19 protein-coding genes are annotated in these 16,915 nt (G+C 44.6%); 2 read left to right on the top strand and 17 right to left on the bottom strand.

Going from position 1 to position 16,915, the window contains the following annotated elements; all coding sequences use genetic code 11:
• Nucleotides 1-118: 118 nt before the first annotated feature.
• Nucleotides 119-436, bottom strand: coding sequence for a post-transcriptional regulator (locus ACE1TF_RS18360; protein WP_081829376.1), 318 nt, complete (start codon nucleotides 434-436; stop codon nucleotides 119-121).
• 105 nt (nucleotides 437-541) lie between these two features.
• Here ACE1TF_RS18360 and spoVB point away from each other — a divergent pair, with 105 nt between their 5' ends.
• Nucleotides 542-2,098 (top strand): stage V sporulation protein B, encoded by a 1,557-nt coding sequence (spoVB, locus tag ACE1TF_RS18355; RefSeq protein WP_375018946.1) that lies wholly within the window; start codon nucleotides 542-544, stop codon nucleotides 2,096-2,098.
• A 58-nt stretch (nucleotides 2,099-2,156) separates the two neighbouring features.
• On the opposite strand, the gene ACE1TF_RS18350 is transcribed toward spoVB, so the two are convergent.
• Entirely contained in the window at nucleotides 2,157-2,801 is a 645-nt protein-coding gene (locus ACE1TF_RS18350) for a DUF421 domain-containing protein (RefSeq protein ID WP_375018944.1), read from the bottom strand.
• A gap of 136 nt (nucleotides 2,802-2,937) precedes the next feature.
• Here ACE1TF_RS18350 and ACE1TF_RS18345 point away from each other — a divergent pair, with 136 nt between their 5' ends.
• Nucleotides 2,938-3,315 (top strand): TIGR04086 family membrane protein, encoded by a 378-nt coding sequence (locus ACE1TF_RS18345; RefSeq protein WP_375018942.1) that lies wholly within the window; start codon nucleotides 2,938-2,940, stop codon nucleotides 3,313-3,315.
• A gap of 48 nt (nucleotides 3,316-3,363) precedes the next feature.
• Here ACE1TF_RS18345 and yajC read toward each other — a convergent pair whose 3' ends face one another.
• The 15 genes from yajC to hemE form a co-directional block, all read right to left on the bottom strand.
• Entirely contained in the window at nucleotides 3,364-3,627 is a 264-nt protein-coding gene (gene yajC / locus ACE1TF_RS18340; RefSeq protein ID WP_042403071.1) for a preprotein translocase subunit YajC, read from the bottom strand.
• 32 nt (nucleotides 3,628-3,659) lie between these two features.
• Nucleotides 3,660-4,799: a tRNA guanosine(34) transglycosylase Tgt gene (tgt, locus tag ACE1TF_RS18335; RefSeq protein ID WP_375018939.1), complete on the bottom strand. Its 1,140-nt coding sequence runs from the start codon at nucleotides 4,797-4,799 to the stop codon at nucleotides 3,660-3,662.
• A 7-nt stretch (nucleotides 4,800-4,806) separates the two neighbouring features.
• A complete protein-coding gene (queA, locus tag ACE1TF_RS18330; protein WP_042403068.1) occupies nucleotides 4,807-5,838 on the bottom strand; it encodes a tRNA preQ1(34) S-adenosylmethionine ribosyltransferase-isomerase QueA in 1,032 nt (343 codons plus the stop codon).
• 30 nt (nucleotides 5,839-5,868) lie between these two features.
• Nucleotides 5,869-6,087 (bottom strand): DUF2905 family protein, encoded by a 219-nt coding sequence (locus ACE1TF_RS18325; RefSeq protein ID WP_042403066.1) that lies wholly within the window; start codon nucleotides 6,085-6,087, stop codon nucleotides 5,869-5,871.
• Between the two features lie 2 nt (nucleotides 6,088-6,089).
• Entirely contained in the window at nucleotides 6,090-7,097 is a 1,008-nt protein-coding gene (gene ruvB, locus ACE1TF_RS18320) for a Holliday junction branch migration DNA helicase RuvB (protein ID WP_375018936.1), read from the bottom strand.
• A gap of 10 nt (nucleotides 7,098-7,107) precedes the next feature.
• The gene (ruvA, locus tag ACE1TF_RS18315; protein ID WP_042403063.1) at nucleotides 7,108-7,701 is read right to left on the bottom strand and encodes a Holliday junction branch migration protein RuvA; all 594 of its coding nucleotides are present in this window, start codon (nucleotides 7,699-7,701) and stop codon (nucleotides 7,108-7,110) included.
• Nucleotides 7,702-7,784: 83 nt separating this feature from the next.
• Nucleotides 7,785-8,501, bottom strand: coding sequence for a YebC/PmpR family DNA-binding transcriptional regulator (locus tag ACE1TF_RS18310; protein ID WP_042403061.1), 717 nt, complete (start codon nucleotides 8,499-8,501; stop codon nucleotides 7,785-7,787).
• Nucleotides 8,502-8,598: 97 nt separating this feature from the next.
• A complete protein-coding gene (locus tag ACE1TF_RS18305) occupies nucleotides 8,599-9,423 on the bottom strand; it encodes a YhcN/YlaJ family sporulation lipoprotein (protein ID WP_375018933.1) in 825 nt (274 codons plus the stop codon).
• Nucleotides 9,424-9,506: 83 nt separating this feature from the next.
• The gene (gene safA / locus ACE1TF_RS18300; RefSeq protein WP_375018931.1) at nucleotides 9,507-10,448 is read right to left on the bottom strand and encodes a SafA/ExsA family spore coat assembly protein; all 942 of its coding nucleotides are present in this window, start codon (nucleotides 10,446-10,448) and stop codon (nucleotides 9,507-9,509) included.
• Nucleotides 10,449-10,538: 90 nt separating this feature from the next.
• A complete protein-coding gene (pheA, locus tag ACE1TF_RS18295) occupies nucleotides 10,539-11,408 on the bottom strand; it encodes a prephenate dehydratase (protein ID WP_042403050.1) in 870 nt (289 codons plus the stop codon).
• Nucleotides 11,409-11,471: 63 nt separating this feature from the next.
• A complete protein-coding gene (locus tag ACE1TF_RS18290; RefSeq protein ID WP_375018928.1) occupies nucleotides 11,472-11,930 on the bottom strand; it encodes an ACT domain-containing protein in 459 nt (152 codons plus the stop codon).
• 23 nt (nucleotides 11,931-11,953) lie between these two features.
• Nucleotides 11,954-13,237, bottom strand: a complete 1,284-nt coding sequence (gene obgE / locus ACE1TF_RS18285) for a GTPase ObgE (protein WP_375018926.1) — start codon at nucleotides 13,235-13,237, stop codon at nucleotides 11,954-11,956.
• A gap of 113 nt (nucleotides 13,238-13,350) precedes the next feature.
• Nucleotides 13,351-14,727, bottom strand: a complete 1,377-nt coding sequence (hemG, locus tag ACE1TF_RS18280; protein ID WP_375018924.1) for a protoporphyrinogen oxidase — start codon at nucleotides 14,725-14,727, stop codon at nucleotides 13,351-13,353.
• Nucleotides 14,728-15,657 (bottom strand): ferrochelatase, encoded by a 930-nt coding sequence (gene hemH / locus ACE1TF_RS18275; protein ID WP_375018922.1) that lies wholly within the window; start codon nucleotides 15,655-15,657, stop codon nucleotides 14,728-14,730. It abuts the gene before it with no gap.
• Nucleotides 15,654-16,697 carry a uroporphyrinogen decarboxylase gene (hemE, locus tag ACE1TF_RS18270; RefSeq protein ID WP_373901107.1) on the bottom strand — a complete coding sequence of 348 codons (1,044 nt, stop codon included), beginning with the start codon at nucleotides 16,695-16,697 and terminating at the stop codon, nucleotides 15,654-15,656. The genes hemH and hemE overlap by 4 nt, the downstream gene beginning before the upstream one ends.
• Nucleotides 16,698-16,915: the final 218 nt, after the last annotated feature.

Below are 16,915 nucleotides of genomic sequence, written 5' to 3'. Positions count from 1 at the left end.
TAAAAACAAAAAAACCTATCCAGTCTCGCAATCCCTTCAGACACGGTTCACTGAAGATGATGATCTACGAGCATCTTTTGCACAACATATCTATTATACGAACCCTACTTTTTTACTGTCAATGCCGAAGAACGTCATGAAGTAAGCCTTCTAGCTCATCTTCGGTATCTTTCGACCATTTTCCCTCACCTTTATACGCTGAAATTGTGACTTTGTTCATATAGTCCGTCACATTCAAACGCATAAACACACTCACGAATTGATAGAAAGGGACAAATTCTTCTTCTTTTTGCAATTTCTCTAGCCCTAGCTGCCATACGTCTTCTTTCGTCGCTTCTTTTTGCCCTAGTAAGTGAAACTCATCGGCTTTCAATATTAACACCGGTTCTAAATCATCTCTCCACACTTCAAATTGTTGGGGGTTCACTACGTTCACCTCTCGATTTCTTCCCTTCCGTCACGAGCTTGTCATGCCTTCCAAAAATGCGCATACATATGGAGAAGGACAACCTTACGATTAGATGACAAAAAGGAGGCGTAAATGTCTAAACAAACCTTCTTTGCAGGAGCATTTATCCTGATTATGGCCGGTCTTGTTACCCGTTTGCTTGGTTTTGTCAATAAAATTGTCGTCGCCAGAATTATGGGCGCTGAAGGAATGGGCTTGTACATGATGGCCATTCCAACATTTTTACTCGTGATTACACTCACACAGCTCGGTCTACCCGTTGCAATCTCAAAGCTCATCGCCGAAGCCGATGCTGTAGGAGATCATGACCGTAAAAAGCGAATTCTAGCAGTAAGTATGGTCGTTACGGGCTCGTTGAGCATCTTGTTTACGACGTTAATTATTTTTCTTGCACCGGTGCTTGCTGAGTGGTTACTTACCGACACGAGAGCTTTATATCCATTGCTGGCGATTATCCCAATTGTTCCCATTGTAGCACTTTCTGCCGTTTTACGCGGCTATTTTCAAGGAATGCAAAATATGAAACCGATCGCCTACGCTCAAGTGATTGAGCAGATCGTCCGCATTGCGCTTGTCGCCATTTGTACGAGCACACTGCTTCCTTACGGGATTGAATTCGCCGCTGCCGGTGCGATGATCTCGGCGGTGCTCGGTGAACTTGCATCTCTACTGTACGTCATCTACATGTTCAAAAGAAAAAAACCGATGAGAATCCGCAAAAATTTCTCTCAAGCCTTAGTTGGCGGTAAAAAAACGCTACATGATTTAATGACGATCGCTTTGCCAACAACCGGAAGCCGTCTCGTTGGCTCGGTGTCACTATTCCTTGAGCCCATCATCGTTGCACAAAGTCTTGCTGCCGCAGGTGTCGCTACGATTTTAGCGACAAGTCAATACGGTGAACTGAGCGGTTTTGTTATCCCGTTGTTATTTTTACCTTCTTTTATTACGTATGGACTTTCTGTTTCGCTTGTACCTGCAATTAGTGAAGCCCATAGCAAAGAAGATTACACTCTCATTCAAAGAAGGCTTCAACAAACGACAAAAGTCGCCTTGTTATCTGGGGGCATCTCAATTGTTATATTGTACGTGTTTGCGGTACCTGTGCTTACGCTTATGTATCATGCTCCTCAAGCGGCAGTATACTTGAAGCTGATGGCACCTTTTTGTATTTTTCTCTATTTTCAAGGACCACTGCAAGCCATTCTACAAGCGCTTAACCTTGCGAAGTCTGCGATGTACAATAGTTTAATTGGCGCTGTCGTCAAACTATCTGCCATTGCATTTCTCGCATCTCAACCAGAACTTGGCATGATGGGCGCTGCTCTTGCCATCTGTACGAGTATGGTGCTTGTTACTTTGCTTCATTTTATTAGCGTTTCCCGTGCGGTAGGGTTTACGATCCGTTTTCGTGATTGGACAAACACCGGTATTGTAACGCTTTTATCTGCGGGTGTGGCCATCATGTGCTTTCGTACGTTTGTTACCGCTGAACAAATGCTTGCTGGAACGCTACTGAGCATATTGATTACAGTTGCTGTCTATTTTATCGCCCTTTTCCTATTCGGTTTGCTTCACATCAAGAATATCAGTCGCATTCCGATCGTTCAATCCTTGTTTCGTTCATAATCTTCGTTTAGCAACGAGAAGTGCCTTCACGCACTTCTCGTTGTCACACCCACCACGCTTATGCATCTGCTTTTATGTTAATCACAAAGTTCCCTTCCCGATTCCCAGAACAGACCGCAATTTTTTTCACGTCGTCGTACCCTCTTTTTTTCAATTCTGTCCTCAACCACTCTTCATCTCGACCAATGTGCTGTAACTGGTGCCTTTGCATTTCTCCATCTACGATAAATGGAAATGGGAAAATGACTTGCCCAGCATTTTTGGTTGCCTCAATGACAGACAAATCCCCCGATGGCTCAAGGATGGCATAAGCCACTTGCGTGAAGTCCGTTAAATCGTGTTGGCGCAACTGCAGCATCAAATCATCAAAATTGTAACGCAAACGTCGCATCGCCTGTTCATCTACTTTGCCGTTTTCAATAACAATCGTCGGCTGTCCGTCCAATAGATCCCGAAGCCGGTTGCTTTTTAAAGATATATAGGCCAATACAATTTGCAAACACGCGAGAATGATAATCGGAAACATGCCTTCAATAAGCGATTCCTCCTCAATCCCGGTAACTGCAAATTCGGCAATCATGATTGACACGACAAAATCTAGTAAGGTCAACTCTCCCACTTCTCGTTTCCCCATCACACGCAATGAAATTAAGAGAAAGAAATAGAAAAACAACACACGCCAAAAAATCGAAAACAGATCCAATGTGATCCTCCTTAACAACATCTTGCCATTATGTTTTCCGTTAGGAGGAATTGCATCCGTAATTTTTTATTCTATATGCTTGTATGACACATAAGCTGTAGAGAAGAAAATGAATCTAATGATTGGAGGCGATCCAGTGGATACCCCATATTTAAAGGCAATTGGCGGTTCTTTTCTCACGATGCTCACGCTCGTCATTGCGAGCAGTCTCATTCTCGCTACAATTCTTCGCTTTAGTTCGTTTACCGAACAATCTTTAGGTGCAGTAACGATCGCCATCACTTTAACGATTACGTTTATTGGTGGGCTCGTCGCCGCCATCCGTGCAGGATCGAAAGGATGGCTGCTCGGGCTTTTGGCAGGGGTTAGTTTTGTACTCCTATCGCTTAGCATCCAGTTTCTAGGATACGGGACACCCGTAGTCATGTCCCAACTCATCGTATTTTCTCTTTGCATCGTTACGGCGTTGATCGGAGGGATGATTGGCGTATCGATACGATCATCGATTGCGTAAATGAAAAAGACCGACATTCACCACCTGTGTGAATTCGGCCTTTTTTACTTAGTTTTGGTTCATCACTTCGCGAACAGCAGAACGATCATACGTAAGCTTGCGGTTATCATTGACAAGCAGTACAATCTTTTCTTCATCGATCGCATCGATCGTGCCATGCAGTCCACCAATTGTAACGATGTCATCCCCTTTTTGAAGGTTTGCATGCATTTCACGCACTTGCTTTTGGCGCTTTTGCTGAGGACGAATCAGCAAGAAATACACAATCGCAAACATCAAAAGTAACATAATAATTGGTTCGATCATTATCATTCACTCCCTTCTCGTAATACAAACATCCTCTGTTAGAAATTCTTCGCATCCGGACGATTAAACCCATATTGTTCAAAGAATGCTTCTTTAAAATCAAGTAGCATGTCCTCTTTAATCGCCTCACGAACATTCACCATTAAGTTTAGCAGGAAATGCAAGTTATGGTAAGAGGTTAAACGAAACCCGAATGCTTCTTTGCTTTTAATTAAATGTCGAATATAAGCTCGAGAATAATTCTTACATGCATAACACGAACAATTTTCGTCGATTGGACGAAAGTCTCTCGCGTATTCGGCATTTCTAATGACTTTACGCCCCGTAGAAGTCATGCACGTACCGTTTCGACCAATCCTTGTTGGAAGCACACAATCAAACATGTCTACCCCACGAATGGAACCATCTATGAGTGCATCTGCTGAGCCTACACCCATTAAATAGCGCGGCTTATTGTCTGGAAGGTGAGGCATCGTCTCTTCAAGAACACGATTCATAACGTCCTTTGGTTCACCGACGGAAAGTCCTCCAATTGCATATCCTGGAAAATCCATCGAAACGAGGTCCTTCGCACTTTGAGCGCGTAGGTCTGGATACTCTCCTCCTTGTACAATCCCAAAAAGCCCTTGCGTTTCGTTTCCTTCATGGGTCGTAAGGCATCTTTCTGCCCAACGGCTTGTACGTTCTACACTTCGCTTCATGTATTCATATGAAGCTGGATAAGGTGGGCATTCGTCAAATGCCATCATAATATCTGATCCAAGAGAATGCTGGATTCGCATCGCTTTCTCTGGAGAGAGAAACAATTTCTCACCACTAATGTGATTGCGAAAGTGCACACCCTCTTCTTGAATGTCACGAAGCTTGCTCAAACTAAACACTTGAAATCCACCGGAATCCGTTAATATTGGGCGATCCCAGTTCATAAAGGAATGCAAACCACCCGCTTCCTCTATGAGATCTTCCCCAGGTCGCAACCATAGATGATACGTATTGGAAAGGATGATTTGTGCGTTCATCTCTTTCAATTCTTCAGGACTCATCATTTTTACAGTCGCAAGTGTCCCTACCGGCATAAACATTGGTGTATCAAAGCTACCGTGCGGCGTATGAACCTTTCCTAACCTTGCCCCTGACTGTTTGCACGTCTTGATGTGCTCGTAATAAACTGCTGACATACAGATCTTAGCTCCTCTTAATAAACATTGCATCGCCAAAACTAAAAAAGCGGTATCGGTGTTCAATGGCAGACGTGTACGCCGCCATAATTTCATCTCGTCCTGCCAGAGCACTTACTAGCATCATCAGTGTGGACTTCGGGAGGTGAAAGTTTGTAATCAAGCTGTCTACCGCTTTCCATTCATACCCTGGATAAATAAAGATGTTCGTCCAACCTGAGCACGGGGCAAACGCTTCGCGCTCACAAGCGATTGTCTCGAGCGTCCGCGCTGACGTTGTCCCACAAGCGATAATTCGGTTTCCATTACGCTTTGCATCATTCAAACGTCTCGCTGTGTCTTCATCCATCTCATAAAACTCTTTGTGCATGTCGTGGTCTTCGATTTTTTCCACAGAAACCGGACGAAACGTACCTAATCCGACGTGCAGAGTAATATAACAGATTTGGACGCCTTTTGCACGCAATCTGTTTAACAACGCTTCGGTGAAGTGAAGACCAGCGGTTGGAGCTGCTGCAGCACCCGTCTGTGTGGCATACACCGTTTGGTAACGATCGCGCTCTTCAAGCGTCTCAGTAATGTATGGTGGCAGTGGCATTTCACCAAGACTCTCCAATACCTCTAGAAAAATCCCATCGTAGGAGAATGAGAGCTCTCTGCCGCCGTGCGGAAGTACGTTTGTACAGACCGCTTGCAAACGGCCGTCTCCAAACGATATGGTCGTGCCTTCTTTCACGCGTTTGGCTGGTTTAACGAGTGCTTCCCACGTATCATCACTTTGTTCTTTTAACAACAAACATTCAATGTTTGCACCACCGTTCTCCTTCGTGCCAAACAACCGAGCCGGCAGCACCTTTGTATTATTTAAAACGAGACAATCCCCGTCGTTTAACTCTTCTTCAATGTGCGTAAAATGGGTATGATGAAGCGCCCCACCTGGTGTCTCAAGAACGAGAAGCCGCGATTGGTCTCGTTCCTTTAAAGGGGTCTGCGCGATCAATTCTTCTGGTAGTTCAAAATCAAAGTCATCAACTCTCATCGCTATGTTCACTCCTGTTGTTCCTGTAGGTCATCGAAAACGCCCCACAATAAAGAAAATGAGGCTTAACACAATGCTTATTATGATGGATGTAACGATCGGTATATAGACCGTCGTATTTTCACCTCGAAAGAGGAAATCTCCTGGCAACTTGCCAAGCGGTATAATCTTCCCGCCGACCTGCCACAACAGCCCAATACCGATAAGTATCGCCCCAATAATGATGAGCATTTTCGGAAATTGCCCCATCGCTAAACTTCTCCTTGAGACGCCCACCCAAAATGTTCATATGCAAGTGGCGTTAACAATCGTCCCCGTGGTGTCCGTTGCAAAAAACCGATCTGCAAAAGATAGGGCTCATACACTTCTTCGATCGTTTCCGTCTCTTCACCTACCATTGCTGCCATCGTCTCAACACCTACAGGTCCGCCATTAAACTTGTGAGCGATCATCGTTAATAAGCGCACGTCGTTAGGGTCAAGGCCTAGTCGGTCTACTTGCAGTTGTTCCAATGCTTCTGACGTTTCATCTACGGCAATTGAAGTGACACCGTTCACTTGTGCAAAGTCCCGGACCCGACGAAGTAAGCGATTGGCGATACGCGGCGTGGCACGAGAACGGCGCGCTAATTCAAATGCTGACGCTTGTTCCATATCAAAACTAAGCAATTGACTGCTTCGCTGAACAATCCGGGCCAACTCATCCAATGAATAATATTCTAAGCGACTTAGCACACCGAACCGGTCACGTAACGGTGCGCTTAACATGCCTGCTCTTGTCGTCGCACCAACGAGCGTAAATGGGGGCAAGTCCAGTCGGACTGACTTGGCTTCAGTCCCTTTTCCGATGACGATATCTAAACAGAAGTCTTCCATTGCCGGATACAACACTTCTTCCACCGCTCGATTTAGCCGGTGAATCTCATCAATAAATAGCACATCCCCCGGTTCAAGCGTCGTAAGAATGGCGGCAAGATCACCAGGACGCTCAATTGCTGGTCCTGACGTCGTTTTAATATTTACGTTCATTTCATTCGCAATAATTGCAGCAAGGGTCGTCTTTCCAAGACCTGGAGGACCATATAACAGCACATGGTCCAAACTCTCTTCGCGCATCTTTGCCGCTTCAATGAACACACGTAAATTACGTTTCACTTGCTCTTGACCAATGTAATCATCAAACGAAAGGGGTCTCACCCCTTGATCTACGCGTTCTTCTTCTGCATTTAATGCTTCTTGAGAGATGACACGATCGTCCATTTTATCCCTCCTAGCGCTCCACAAATAAACGCAGCGCTCTTCTTACGTATTCATCGGATTGAAGGTCTTCGTCTTTTAATGCTTTCTCTGCTTTCTTTACTTCACGCTCACCGTACCCTAATGCCCGGAGCGCATCCATCGCTTCATCTAGCGCATCATTTGTTAAACGTATACGTGTGTCAGGCTCCACTGAGGCTGCCTGAACAAAATCAAGTTTACCTTTTAGATCAAGAATCATTTGCCTCGCTGTTTTCTTTCCGATACCTGGAAATTTGGTGAGCAGTGTTTCGTTTTCTTCTTCAATAGCCCCGACTACAACTGCAGCATTTCCTTCTGCAAGTACAGCTAGCGCTCCTTTTGGACCGATACCTGACACTTGCAACAAACGGCTAAATAGCACGCGCTCTTCTCTTGTTTTAAAGCCGTACAGCCGAATGGCATCTTCCCTTACGTGCGTATAAATGTAAATCGTAAATAAATCTGCTTCATTCACTTGGTATGTTAAAGGATCTGCGCATAGTACGTGGTAACCGACTCCGTGTACATTCATCGTTACGGATTCATGGTCACGATACACGACAGATCCGTATAAGGATTCAATCACAGACGTTCCCCTCTCCATTCAAACTAGTTTAAGTGTAGCATAATCGCGAAAAGGATGGGAACATACGTATTCATTGCAAATGGTCAATCTGCGTTATAATATACATTTTGCACATCATCGTTGTCTTCTAAACGATCAATCAGTTGGTCCATCATCACCCACTGCTCCTCATCCAACGTTGTTGTCGTTAATGGAATCTTCGCCAGGTGACTGTTACTCACTTTATACCCCGCTGCTTCTAAAGCGAGCTTTACTGCTTCAATATGTTTAGGTTCCGTTGTAATCATGTACTGATCGTCCACAAGTTCAAACTCTGACGCTCCTGCTTCAATTGCATCAAGCATAACTTCTTCTTCCTCACCGCTATTAGCAGCAATTTCTAAGATGCCAACATCTTGAAACAAAAAAGCGACACAACCATCCTCTCCAAGATTACCCCCGTTCCTGGAAAAAGCATGCCGTAAATCCGCGACGACTCGGTTTTTATTGTCTGTGAGCACTTGTACAAAAATGGCTGCCCCACCAGGTCCATACCCTTCATAAGTCAGTTCGTAATACGTGACATCTTCTTGGTTTCCTGCTGCTTTTTTTATCGTTCGTTCAATGTTATCTGCAGGCAAATTCGCAGCTTTCGCTTTTTGAATGGCTTGCCTGAGTCGTAAATTCGTATCAGGGTCATCTCCAGCTGCACGAACAGATGCAAAGATTTCCTTCGTTATTTTCGTAAACACTTTGGCACGTTTCGTGTCTTGTGCTTCTTTTCTTCGTTTAATGTTATTCCATTTTGAATGTCCAGCCATGTCGCATGCTCCCCTCCATTGCACATACTCTAATAAATAAATATAGCACGAATCAAAAAAGCGCAAAAGGAGAACTCTCCTCTTACGCTTACGATTTTTATCTGCTCCGTTCAAACGGACGCTCTACCATATCCCCAAGGTCGCTTACCATATCGTCAAATGTGGCTCTCGTTTCATCCATCATTTCCCCACCTGCGCGCTGGACATCATTTGCGATGTTGCGCACATTCGTAAACATTTCTTCATCATCAGTAACGTAGACGGTTCTGTTCGTATAATCTTCAACTTCATCCTTGATTTCTTCTTTTGTGGAGTCGCTAATGTTATTTCCTTTTATCGCAATGACGATTTGGTCATCGTCAACAACAACATGAGTGTCACTTACCGCTTTCATATCCGTTACAGCTTGATCAATGGTTCTTTCAAGATCGTGATGATTGTCACTGTTATAACGGTCTGTGTGCCCAACATGATATGGGTTTTCGTCGTTATCACCATTCATATACCCGCGATTATTCACCATGCCAGGATGGTTTCCAGTTTCTCCGTTATATTTTTGGAAACGTTCTTTGTTTGCATTTCTTTCTGCGTTCGTATAATGGTCTTTGTCGACTACATCTCTCGCATTATTATATGCCCAAGAACTCCCAGTACGGTCATCTACATTGTGCGTGCTGTCATGACGTTCTGTACGTGTAGTACGGTCATCAACAGTTAGCATATCCGTAATTGGTCCTTCACCACGGTCTCCCCTGTTACTTCGGTTCATCGCATAATCTTGGTCGGCACCACGATAATCGTTCACATAGTTCATATCATAAGCAGCCCGGTCATTCGCTGCCTGATTATTGGCATCCCCACAACCTGCAAGACTTGTTGCTAACAATGTGCAAGCGGCAACCGACAAAGCAAATTTCTTCATAAATGAAACATCCCCCCTTCACAAGTATTTTGTGAAGAAGGGCGTTAAGATACTCCTGTTATTTGGAGGAAGGTCCTCCATTGTTATTCCTCATTGTCCTCATTTGGAAACTGCCAACTCTGTTGAGGCGCAGGCGGTGCACCGTACATCATTGGTGGAGGATAATAGTATCCGTATGGATCCACCATTGGTGCATGCGTTACCGGTGCAACGTAACGCGATTGCTCAAACGATTCAGAATAAGGCTGGTTTTCACGATGATCGTACTCATCATCATAGCTTCCTTGGTATTGGAATTCATATGGCTGATGATACCCGTATCCTTCATTAAAAGGATGCATTTCATAATGATTGCTTTGTGGTTGCGCGTATGCCGGTGGCATCATTTGATAAGGTGTGGGTGGCATATACGGGCCACATGGATAACAATACTGCATTAAATGAGGCGGTATCGGTTGATGGTAGCCTCCGTAGTATGGGGACGGTTCCATACAAGGATGTGCCATTTGCTGTTGATACTGCGGCATTACCGGCGGATAATACGGCACTTCTTCTTGTTTTTGTTCCGGCTTTGGCATTGCTTTTTGTTTCGGCATTTCTTTCATAGCTACAGGTTCTTTTTCCTTTTTCGGTGTCGGTTTTGTCATTTTTGGTGGTACCGTTTGCTTCTTTGCAGGAGCTTTAGCTGGTTGTTTGTATGCTGTTGGTTCTTTTTTCGGTACTTCCATCACTGACTTTTTCATCGGCGGGGGCTTCACAGCAGGCGCTTCTTTTTTCGGCTGTGCTGGCTGTTCTTTTGCGACTGGCTGCTCTTTTTTCGTGTAATCCTTTGCAGGGCCTGCTTTTGATTGAACTTCTTTTTTCGCTTGAACACCTTTACCAGGAATCTTGATCTTCATTCCTGGCATCACCATATCTGGATTGGCAAGCTGCGTGTTCGCTGCTTTAAGCTCTTCAAAGCCGACATCATATTTCTTCGCCAAATTCCAAAGTGTGTCGCCTTTTTGTACAATATGGATCTTCACAATTGTCGTCCCTCCTGTGCATATAATCAGTCCGTCATCATTGATGCTTCCCTTAAGAAGATATGCACAGCCGGGCACAAGTATTCATTATTATAGCGTCGTCTCCTGCTCTTCTTCAATAAAAACAGATGGGTACGTACCAAGAACTCGCGTCTCACACCCGAGTGCTTTTAGTTCTTCTAATGTACTCGGGAGTAAAATCGAATCATAGGCATGATCAACGTCAATAATAAAATAATAATTACCGATCCCAGTTTTTGTTGGACGAGACTCAATCTTCGTCAAGTTTAGTTTGCGCCATGCAAACGCGGATAATACTTGGTGCAACGCTCCAGAGTAATCGGAAGGCAGCGTGATCACAATCTTCGTTTTTTGCGGGGCAGCTGAACCGAAATGGCGCGTCATCTCTGGTACATCATTTGCCAACAACACGAAGCGGGTATGATTATTCGGGAAATCGTGAATATTCTCTTCAGCAATCGTTAGCCCGTATTTCTCTGCTGCTAAACGATTGGCAATCGCTGCTCGATTAAGCTCTGGCCGCTCGGACACTTCTTTTGCAGCACTTGCCGTTGATGTCGCGTAAGCAATTTGCGCATCGGTTATCTTGTCACTAATGAATTCATGACACTGAGCGATCGCATGAGGATGCGAGTAGATTGTGTCTACCTGTGTATAATCCGTCGTCGACGGATGGATAAGTAAATGTTGAGCAATCGGTATCGCCACTTCTGCTACAATCGGAAAATGATAGCGATGAATAAGGTGGTCAAGTGTAACGTTAACCGACCCCTCAATTGTGTTCTCTAATGGAACAACTGCTGCATCAACTTCCTGGCTTTCCAATGCGTTCATCGTGCTTGGAATATCTTTGTATGGAACCCGGGCAGTCTCACCTAAAAATGACTTCGCAGCCAACTCGGTAAATGTTCCTTCCGGCCCTAAATACGCGGTTTTCATGGGTCTCTTCTCCACTCTCTCTTTAGATGGTATCTTGCAGATAAAAGCCTTCAAAATGCAGGCTTATGCGCCTGATACACCTGAACCGATGATCTCCACTTTTTCAACAGCTTCCATCGCTTTAATGTCAGCCATCAGCTGTCGAACCTCTACATTTAACATGCTCGTATCAACGGTAAGCGTAATGTTTGCTCGGCCTTGTAATGGAATTGTTTGATTAATCGTAAGTACATTTGAATCCGTTTCTGCGACTTTTGTCAGGAGCCCTGACAGGGCTCCTGAGCGGTCAGCAAGATGGATCGAGAACGTAATAATCTTTTCTTGAATCATCGTATGAAAAGGTTGGACGGCATCTCGGTATTTATAAAACGCACTCCGGCTTAAACCAACTTGTTTGACGGCTTCGCCAATCGTCGAGCAGGTCTTATTTTCTAATAAAATTTTGGCTTGGACGGTTTTTTGCATTGCTTCTGTGAGCATGTCTTCTCGAACGAGATAAAACTGGTCAATTTCTTCTGCCACCAGTACTCACCACCATTTAAACGTTATTCATCAATAAATTCAAACTCAATGCCTGCAAGTCTTACGAGGTCTCCATCCTTCGCTCCTCGATCTCGAAGCGCTGCATCAACACCTAAATTCCGAAGTGTTCTTGAGAATCGTCGTGCTGATTCTGTACGATTCAGGTCTAGCATTTGAATTCTGCGTTCAAGTTCATCACCGCTTAATACATACGTTCCATCCGGATCACGCGTGATGACAAATATTTCTTCTGGTTGATGCTTATACAACACATTTTCTTCTAGAGCGGGTTGTTCAAACGCATCGACTTCCGGCGCTTGTTCGAGTTCATCAGCAATGTGGTTAACGAGCAAGTCTACCCCTTTACGCTGAAGTGTAGATATTTCATATACTTGAACATCGTCGTCTAACTGCTCTTTAAACGTCCGAAGCGTATCTTCACTGTCTGGCATATCAATCTTATTCGCAACAACAATTTGCGGACGGTTCATGAGCTGTTCGTTATATTCTTTCAGCTCTTGATTGATTGTCAAGTAATCCTCGTATGGATCACGACCGCTTAAACCGGACACATCAATGAGGTGAACGAGCACTTTCGTACGCTCAATATGACGTAAAAATTGATGACCTAACCCTACTCCTTCATGAGCACCTTCGATCAGCCCAGGCAAATCAGCCATAACGAAACTTCTTCCGTCATTTGTAGAAACAACACCTAAGTTTGGCTTAATCGTCGTAAACGGATAATCAGCGACTTTTGGTTTTGCTGCAGTAACAATGGAGAGGAATGTCGACTTTCCTACACTTGGAAAGCCAATCAGCCCAATATCAGCGAGAAGTTTCAGCTCGAGAATGATCTCCCTCTCGATGCCCGGCTCCCCATTCTCCGCATGTTCTGGAGCTGGATTTGCTGGGGTCGCGAATCGAGTATTCCCACGACCTCCACGTCCGCCTTTGGCAATCATTGCTTCTTCTCCGTGTTCAGTTAAATCAGCAATGACTGCTTCACTATGTTTGTCTTTCACAACCGTACCGGGAGGTACGAGCACTATGGAAGACTCTGCGTTTTTGCCGTGTTGGTTTTTACTGCGGCCATTTTCTCCACGGCTTGCTTTAAAATGTCGCTGATAGCGGAAATCCATGAGCGTTCGCAATCCTTCATCGACACGAAAGACGACGTCTCCACCCTTCCCGCCATCTCCCCCTGCTGGTCCACCGTCAGGGACGTACTTTTCTCTTCGAAACCCAACCATTCCATTTCCTCCGTCGCCGGATTTCACATAAATGGTTACATAATCTATAAACATGTGGTTCACCTCAATTATTAATGTAGTTATTGTAACACATTGCTCGTCATTTCAGTCCGAGACGAGACAAAAACAAAAAAGGTGTGCTGTATTCAATGCAGCAACACCTCGAATTAACGTTCAGAAATCTGCTGAAGCACGTGTTTTGCAGCCATCTGCCCTTGCCTCACACAATCAGGTAGACCGACCCCTTCATATGAAGCACCGGCAAGTTGTACAGTAGGGTAAACGGTTTGAACCGCTCGTTTCCAATCTTTTATCCGCTCCGCATGCCCAACCGCATACTTAGGCATCGCTTCTTTCCAGCGCTCAATATCAATCCAAATAGGGGAACCCTTTACGTCTAGCATCTCGCTAATTTCTGACTGTACCATGTTCTTTAAACCTTCATCACTCGTATAAACCGTTTGTTCATCCCCTGGTCGTCCAACAAAGCACCGAAGGAGGACATATCCTTTCGGAACAGCATGAGGCCATTTCTTATCTACAAATGTCATCGCTTTAATGTTCGTCCCATTTGCCCGTGGAACAAGAAATCCCGTCCCGTTTACACGACTGTGTACATCTTCTTCTTTATAGGCTAAAGCAACAGTAGCAATGGAGGAACCTTTCATTTCCTTCATCTCTTGCGCCATTTCACTATTTGGTAAAACGTCCGACACCCGGTCATGGGGGACGGTCAGTATGACGTGATCGACAAGCTCGTAACTCGCATCTGAAAAAATAAGCTTTGTTTTTTCTTTTTCATTGACGACCGTGACCAGTTCTTTGTTTTTATGAATCCGCTCCGATGAACACGCTTTTTCCAACGCATCAATCATCTCGCTTAACCCATTTTTGAATGTGCGAAATTGACCTTTGCTATTGCTCGAACCTTGACGCTTTTGTTGAAGATGTCCACTCGCTTTTATCAAGCTTTTATGATCTTTTGCTAGATCATAAAAAAGCGGAAGTGTCGATTTGAGGCTCAAGTCTTTCAAGTTCCCTGCATAGATGCCTGAGAGTAATGGTTCTAAAAGACGATCGACCATTTGGTTCCCAAAGCGTTTTCTAAAGAAATCACCGGCCGAGCGATCATGCTCAACGTCTCGACCTTTAGGAATCCATAGGTCAAGTGCCGCCCTTGCCTTTCCAAGTGGATTTAAAAGCGAAGACGAGGAAATAGAGGAGAGTGACCCAGGTACTCCCATTACAGAACCTTTCGGGATGGGGTGGAACTCGTTCTCCCAAAAAATAAAAGCCTGGCCGATTTCATTCGGTACGAGACGATCCTCCATGCCCAACTCTTTTACGAGGTCCATGAGCTCTGGTTTTCGTGCGAGAAACGAATCCGCTCCTCGCTCAATGATAAATCCGTCCCGTCTATAGGTACGAACCTTACCTCCAAGTTGTTCTGATGCCTCAAATAGATGGGCATCAATGCCATGTTTTTCCAACTCATAAAGAGCGGAGAGCCCTGTAATCCCTCCGCCAATAATTGCTGTCTTCATTTAACGACTCAAGTCTTTCTGTTTAAGCACTGCATCTGCAAGCGCATCGATAAACAGTGCATTTGTGTTAGGCATTTCCGGTCGCTCATACTGAACCCCTAGCTCATCCGTAACCACTTTACATTCATAGTCATTATCAAAGAGCACTTCCAAATGATCCGCAACAAATCCTAGCGGCACGTATACAAAGGTTTGATACTTTGATTTGTTATACAAATCACGCGTAAGGTCTTGAACGTCAGGTCCAAGCCACTTGTCCGCAGTATTGCCCTCACTTTGCCAACCAATCTCATAGTTTTTCACGTTAGCCGCTTCGGCAACGAGTCGACTCGTTTCGGTTAATTGGTCTACGTACGGGTCATTGTCTGTCAAGATTTTCTCTGGAAGACTATGCGCTGAGAAAATGACGACTGTGTCATCTTGATTCACATCTTCGAGCGTCTTTCTAAGCTCGTCTGACCAATATTTAATAAATTTCGGCTCTGTATACCAGCTCTCGACTGCATGGATAACAGGCCCATCAATCTCTTCGCTTTTTTGAAGGGCTCTGCCGTTGTATGATTTGACGCTGAACGTTGAGTAATGAGGCGCAAGTACGATTGAAATGGCTTCTTCAATCCCATCTGCCTTCATATTCTCAACAGCATCTTCAATAAATGGATCAATATGCTTCAAGCCTAAATACGCTTTGAATTCAACAGTAGTGGAACGTTCATTCAATCGGTCTTCAAGTGCTTGCATTTGCGCATTTGTAATTTTTGCCAGAGGAGACACCCCTCCAATGGCTTTATACCGATCGATCAGATCGTCTAGTGCCTCTTTTGAAGGCTTTCTTCCGCGACGAATGTGTGTGTAATACGGTTCCACTTCATCTAAGCTTCGCGGCGTTCCATATGCCATGACTAAAATCCCGACTTTTTTCTTGCTCACTTTATAATCCCCCCGCTGTAATCGTGGACAAATTGCGTTAAACGCTTTAGCGTGTCCGGAGATATGGACGGAGTCACCCCGTGCCCTAAATTAAAAATGTAGGCAGGGTCGTCCATGGCTTCATCAAGTATCTTTCTCGTTCTCTCTTCAATCGTCTCCCAAGGAGCTAAAAGCACGGCTGGGTCCAAGTTGCCTTGGAGTGCTTTTGTAATGCCCATTTCACGTGCTTCTGTCACGGACGTACGCCAATCAAGACCAATGACATCCACATCTAAGTCGTTCCATTCTTGTAGCAGATGCCTTGTCCCAACACCAAAAGTAATGAGTGGGATCCCTTCTTTCTTAAGTTCACTAAAGATCTTCATCATCGTTGGCTTCACATACGTCCGATAGTCTGGGGCACTGAGGGACCCAATCCAAGAGTCAAAAAGCTGAAAGGCTTGGGCGCCAGCAGCAATTTGTGCTTTAGCATACGTAATCGTCATATCGCTTAGCTTGTCCATGAGCAATTGCCACTGTTTTGGATTTCCGTACATCATCGCCTTCGTGTTTTCATACGACTTCGACGGTCCACCTTCAATCATGTAGCTTGCCATCGTAAATGGTGCACCAGCAAATGTAATTAAAGGTACGTCCAATTGTTTTCGCAGAATTTTAATCGTTTCTAAGATGTGAGGCACATCTTTTTCTGGGTCAATTTCCCCAAGCCTTTCAATGTCACTCGTTGATTGAATCGGATTATGAATCACCGGACCGATTCCACTTTTAATCTCTACGTCTACCCCAATCGCTGGAAGCGGAGACATAATGTCTTTGTACAAAATGGCAGCGTCGTTATTGTACTGCTCCACTGGCAATCGAGTAACATAAGCCGCTAACTCAGGTTCATGGGTAATCCCAAATAATGAATACTTTTTCTTTATTTCGCGATACTCCGGCTGAGAGCGTCCCGCTTGTCTCATATACCATACCGGCTTTGTCCGTTCACCTTCGCCTTTTGCCGCACGAAGCAACCGATCATTAAAATTCGCCACAACTATACACTCCTCTATATCCCTATACGTATGTGACTTTATCACGCCACACTTGTAGGTACCAAACTTATCCTATCACAAGATAACTTTCCAGGTCTTTTGAAACGCCCTCTTCAAACATCATGTAAAGCGTCGATACTATAAATAGCACTTATGTATGCGTGTCTTTGGTAGCATACCCAATCTTTCTCAAAACGTGCACCAAACGATACGCGAGTTGTGCA

The organism is Geomicrobium sp. JSM 1781026 (assembly GCF_041949955.1).
Classification (GTDB): domain Bacteria; phylum Bacillota; class Bacilli; order Bacillales; family Marinococcaceae; genus Geomicrobium_A.
Note: the sequence above shows the minus strand (reverse complement) of the source record. Positions and strands in the feature narration are given on the sequence as shown.

Coding starts and splice junctions, on each gene's coding strand:
- spoVB (WP_375018946.1), top strand. CDS start 542: ATGTCTAAACAAACCTTCTTTGCAGGAGCATTTATCCTGATTATGGCC.
- yajC (WP_042403071.1), bottom strand. CDS start 3,627: ATGATAATGATCGAACCAATTATTATGTTACTTTTGATGTTTGCGATT.
- tgt (WP_375018939.1), bottom strand. CDS start 4,799: ATGTCAGCAGTTTATTACGAGCACATCAAGACGTGCAAACAGTCAGGG.
- queA (WP_042403068.1), bottom strand. CDS start 5,838: ATGAGAGTTGATGACTTTGATTTTGAACTACCAGAAGAATTGATCGCG.
- ACE1TF_RS18325 (WP_042403066.1), bottom strand. CDS start 6,087: ATGGGGCAATTTCCGAAAATGCTCATCATTATTGGGGCGATACTTATC.
- ruvB (WP_375018936.1), bottom strand. CDS start 7,097: ATGGACGATCGTGTCATCTCTCAAGAAGCATTAAATGCAGAAGAAGAA.
- ACE1TF_RS18310 (WP_042403061.1), bottom strand. CDS start 8,501: ATGGCTGGACATTCAAAATGGAATAACATTAAACGAAGAAAAGAAGCA.
- ACE1TF_RS18305 (WP_375018933.1), bottom strand. CDS start 9,423: ATGAAGAAATTTGCTTTGTCGGTTGCCGCTTGCACATTGTTAGCAACA.
- pheA (WP_042403050.1), bottom strand. CDS start 11,408: ATGAAAACCGCGTATTTAGGGCCGGAAGGAACATTTACCGAGTTGGCT.
- obgE (WP_375018926.1), bottom strand. CDS start 13,237: ATGTTTATAGATTATGTAACCATTTATGTGAAATCCGGCGACGGAGGA.
- hemG (WP_375018924.1), bottom strand. CDS start 14,727: ATGAAGACAGCAATTATTGGCGGAGGGATTACAGGGCTCTCCGCTCTT.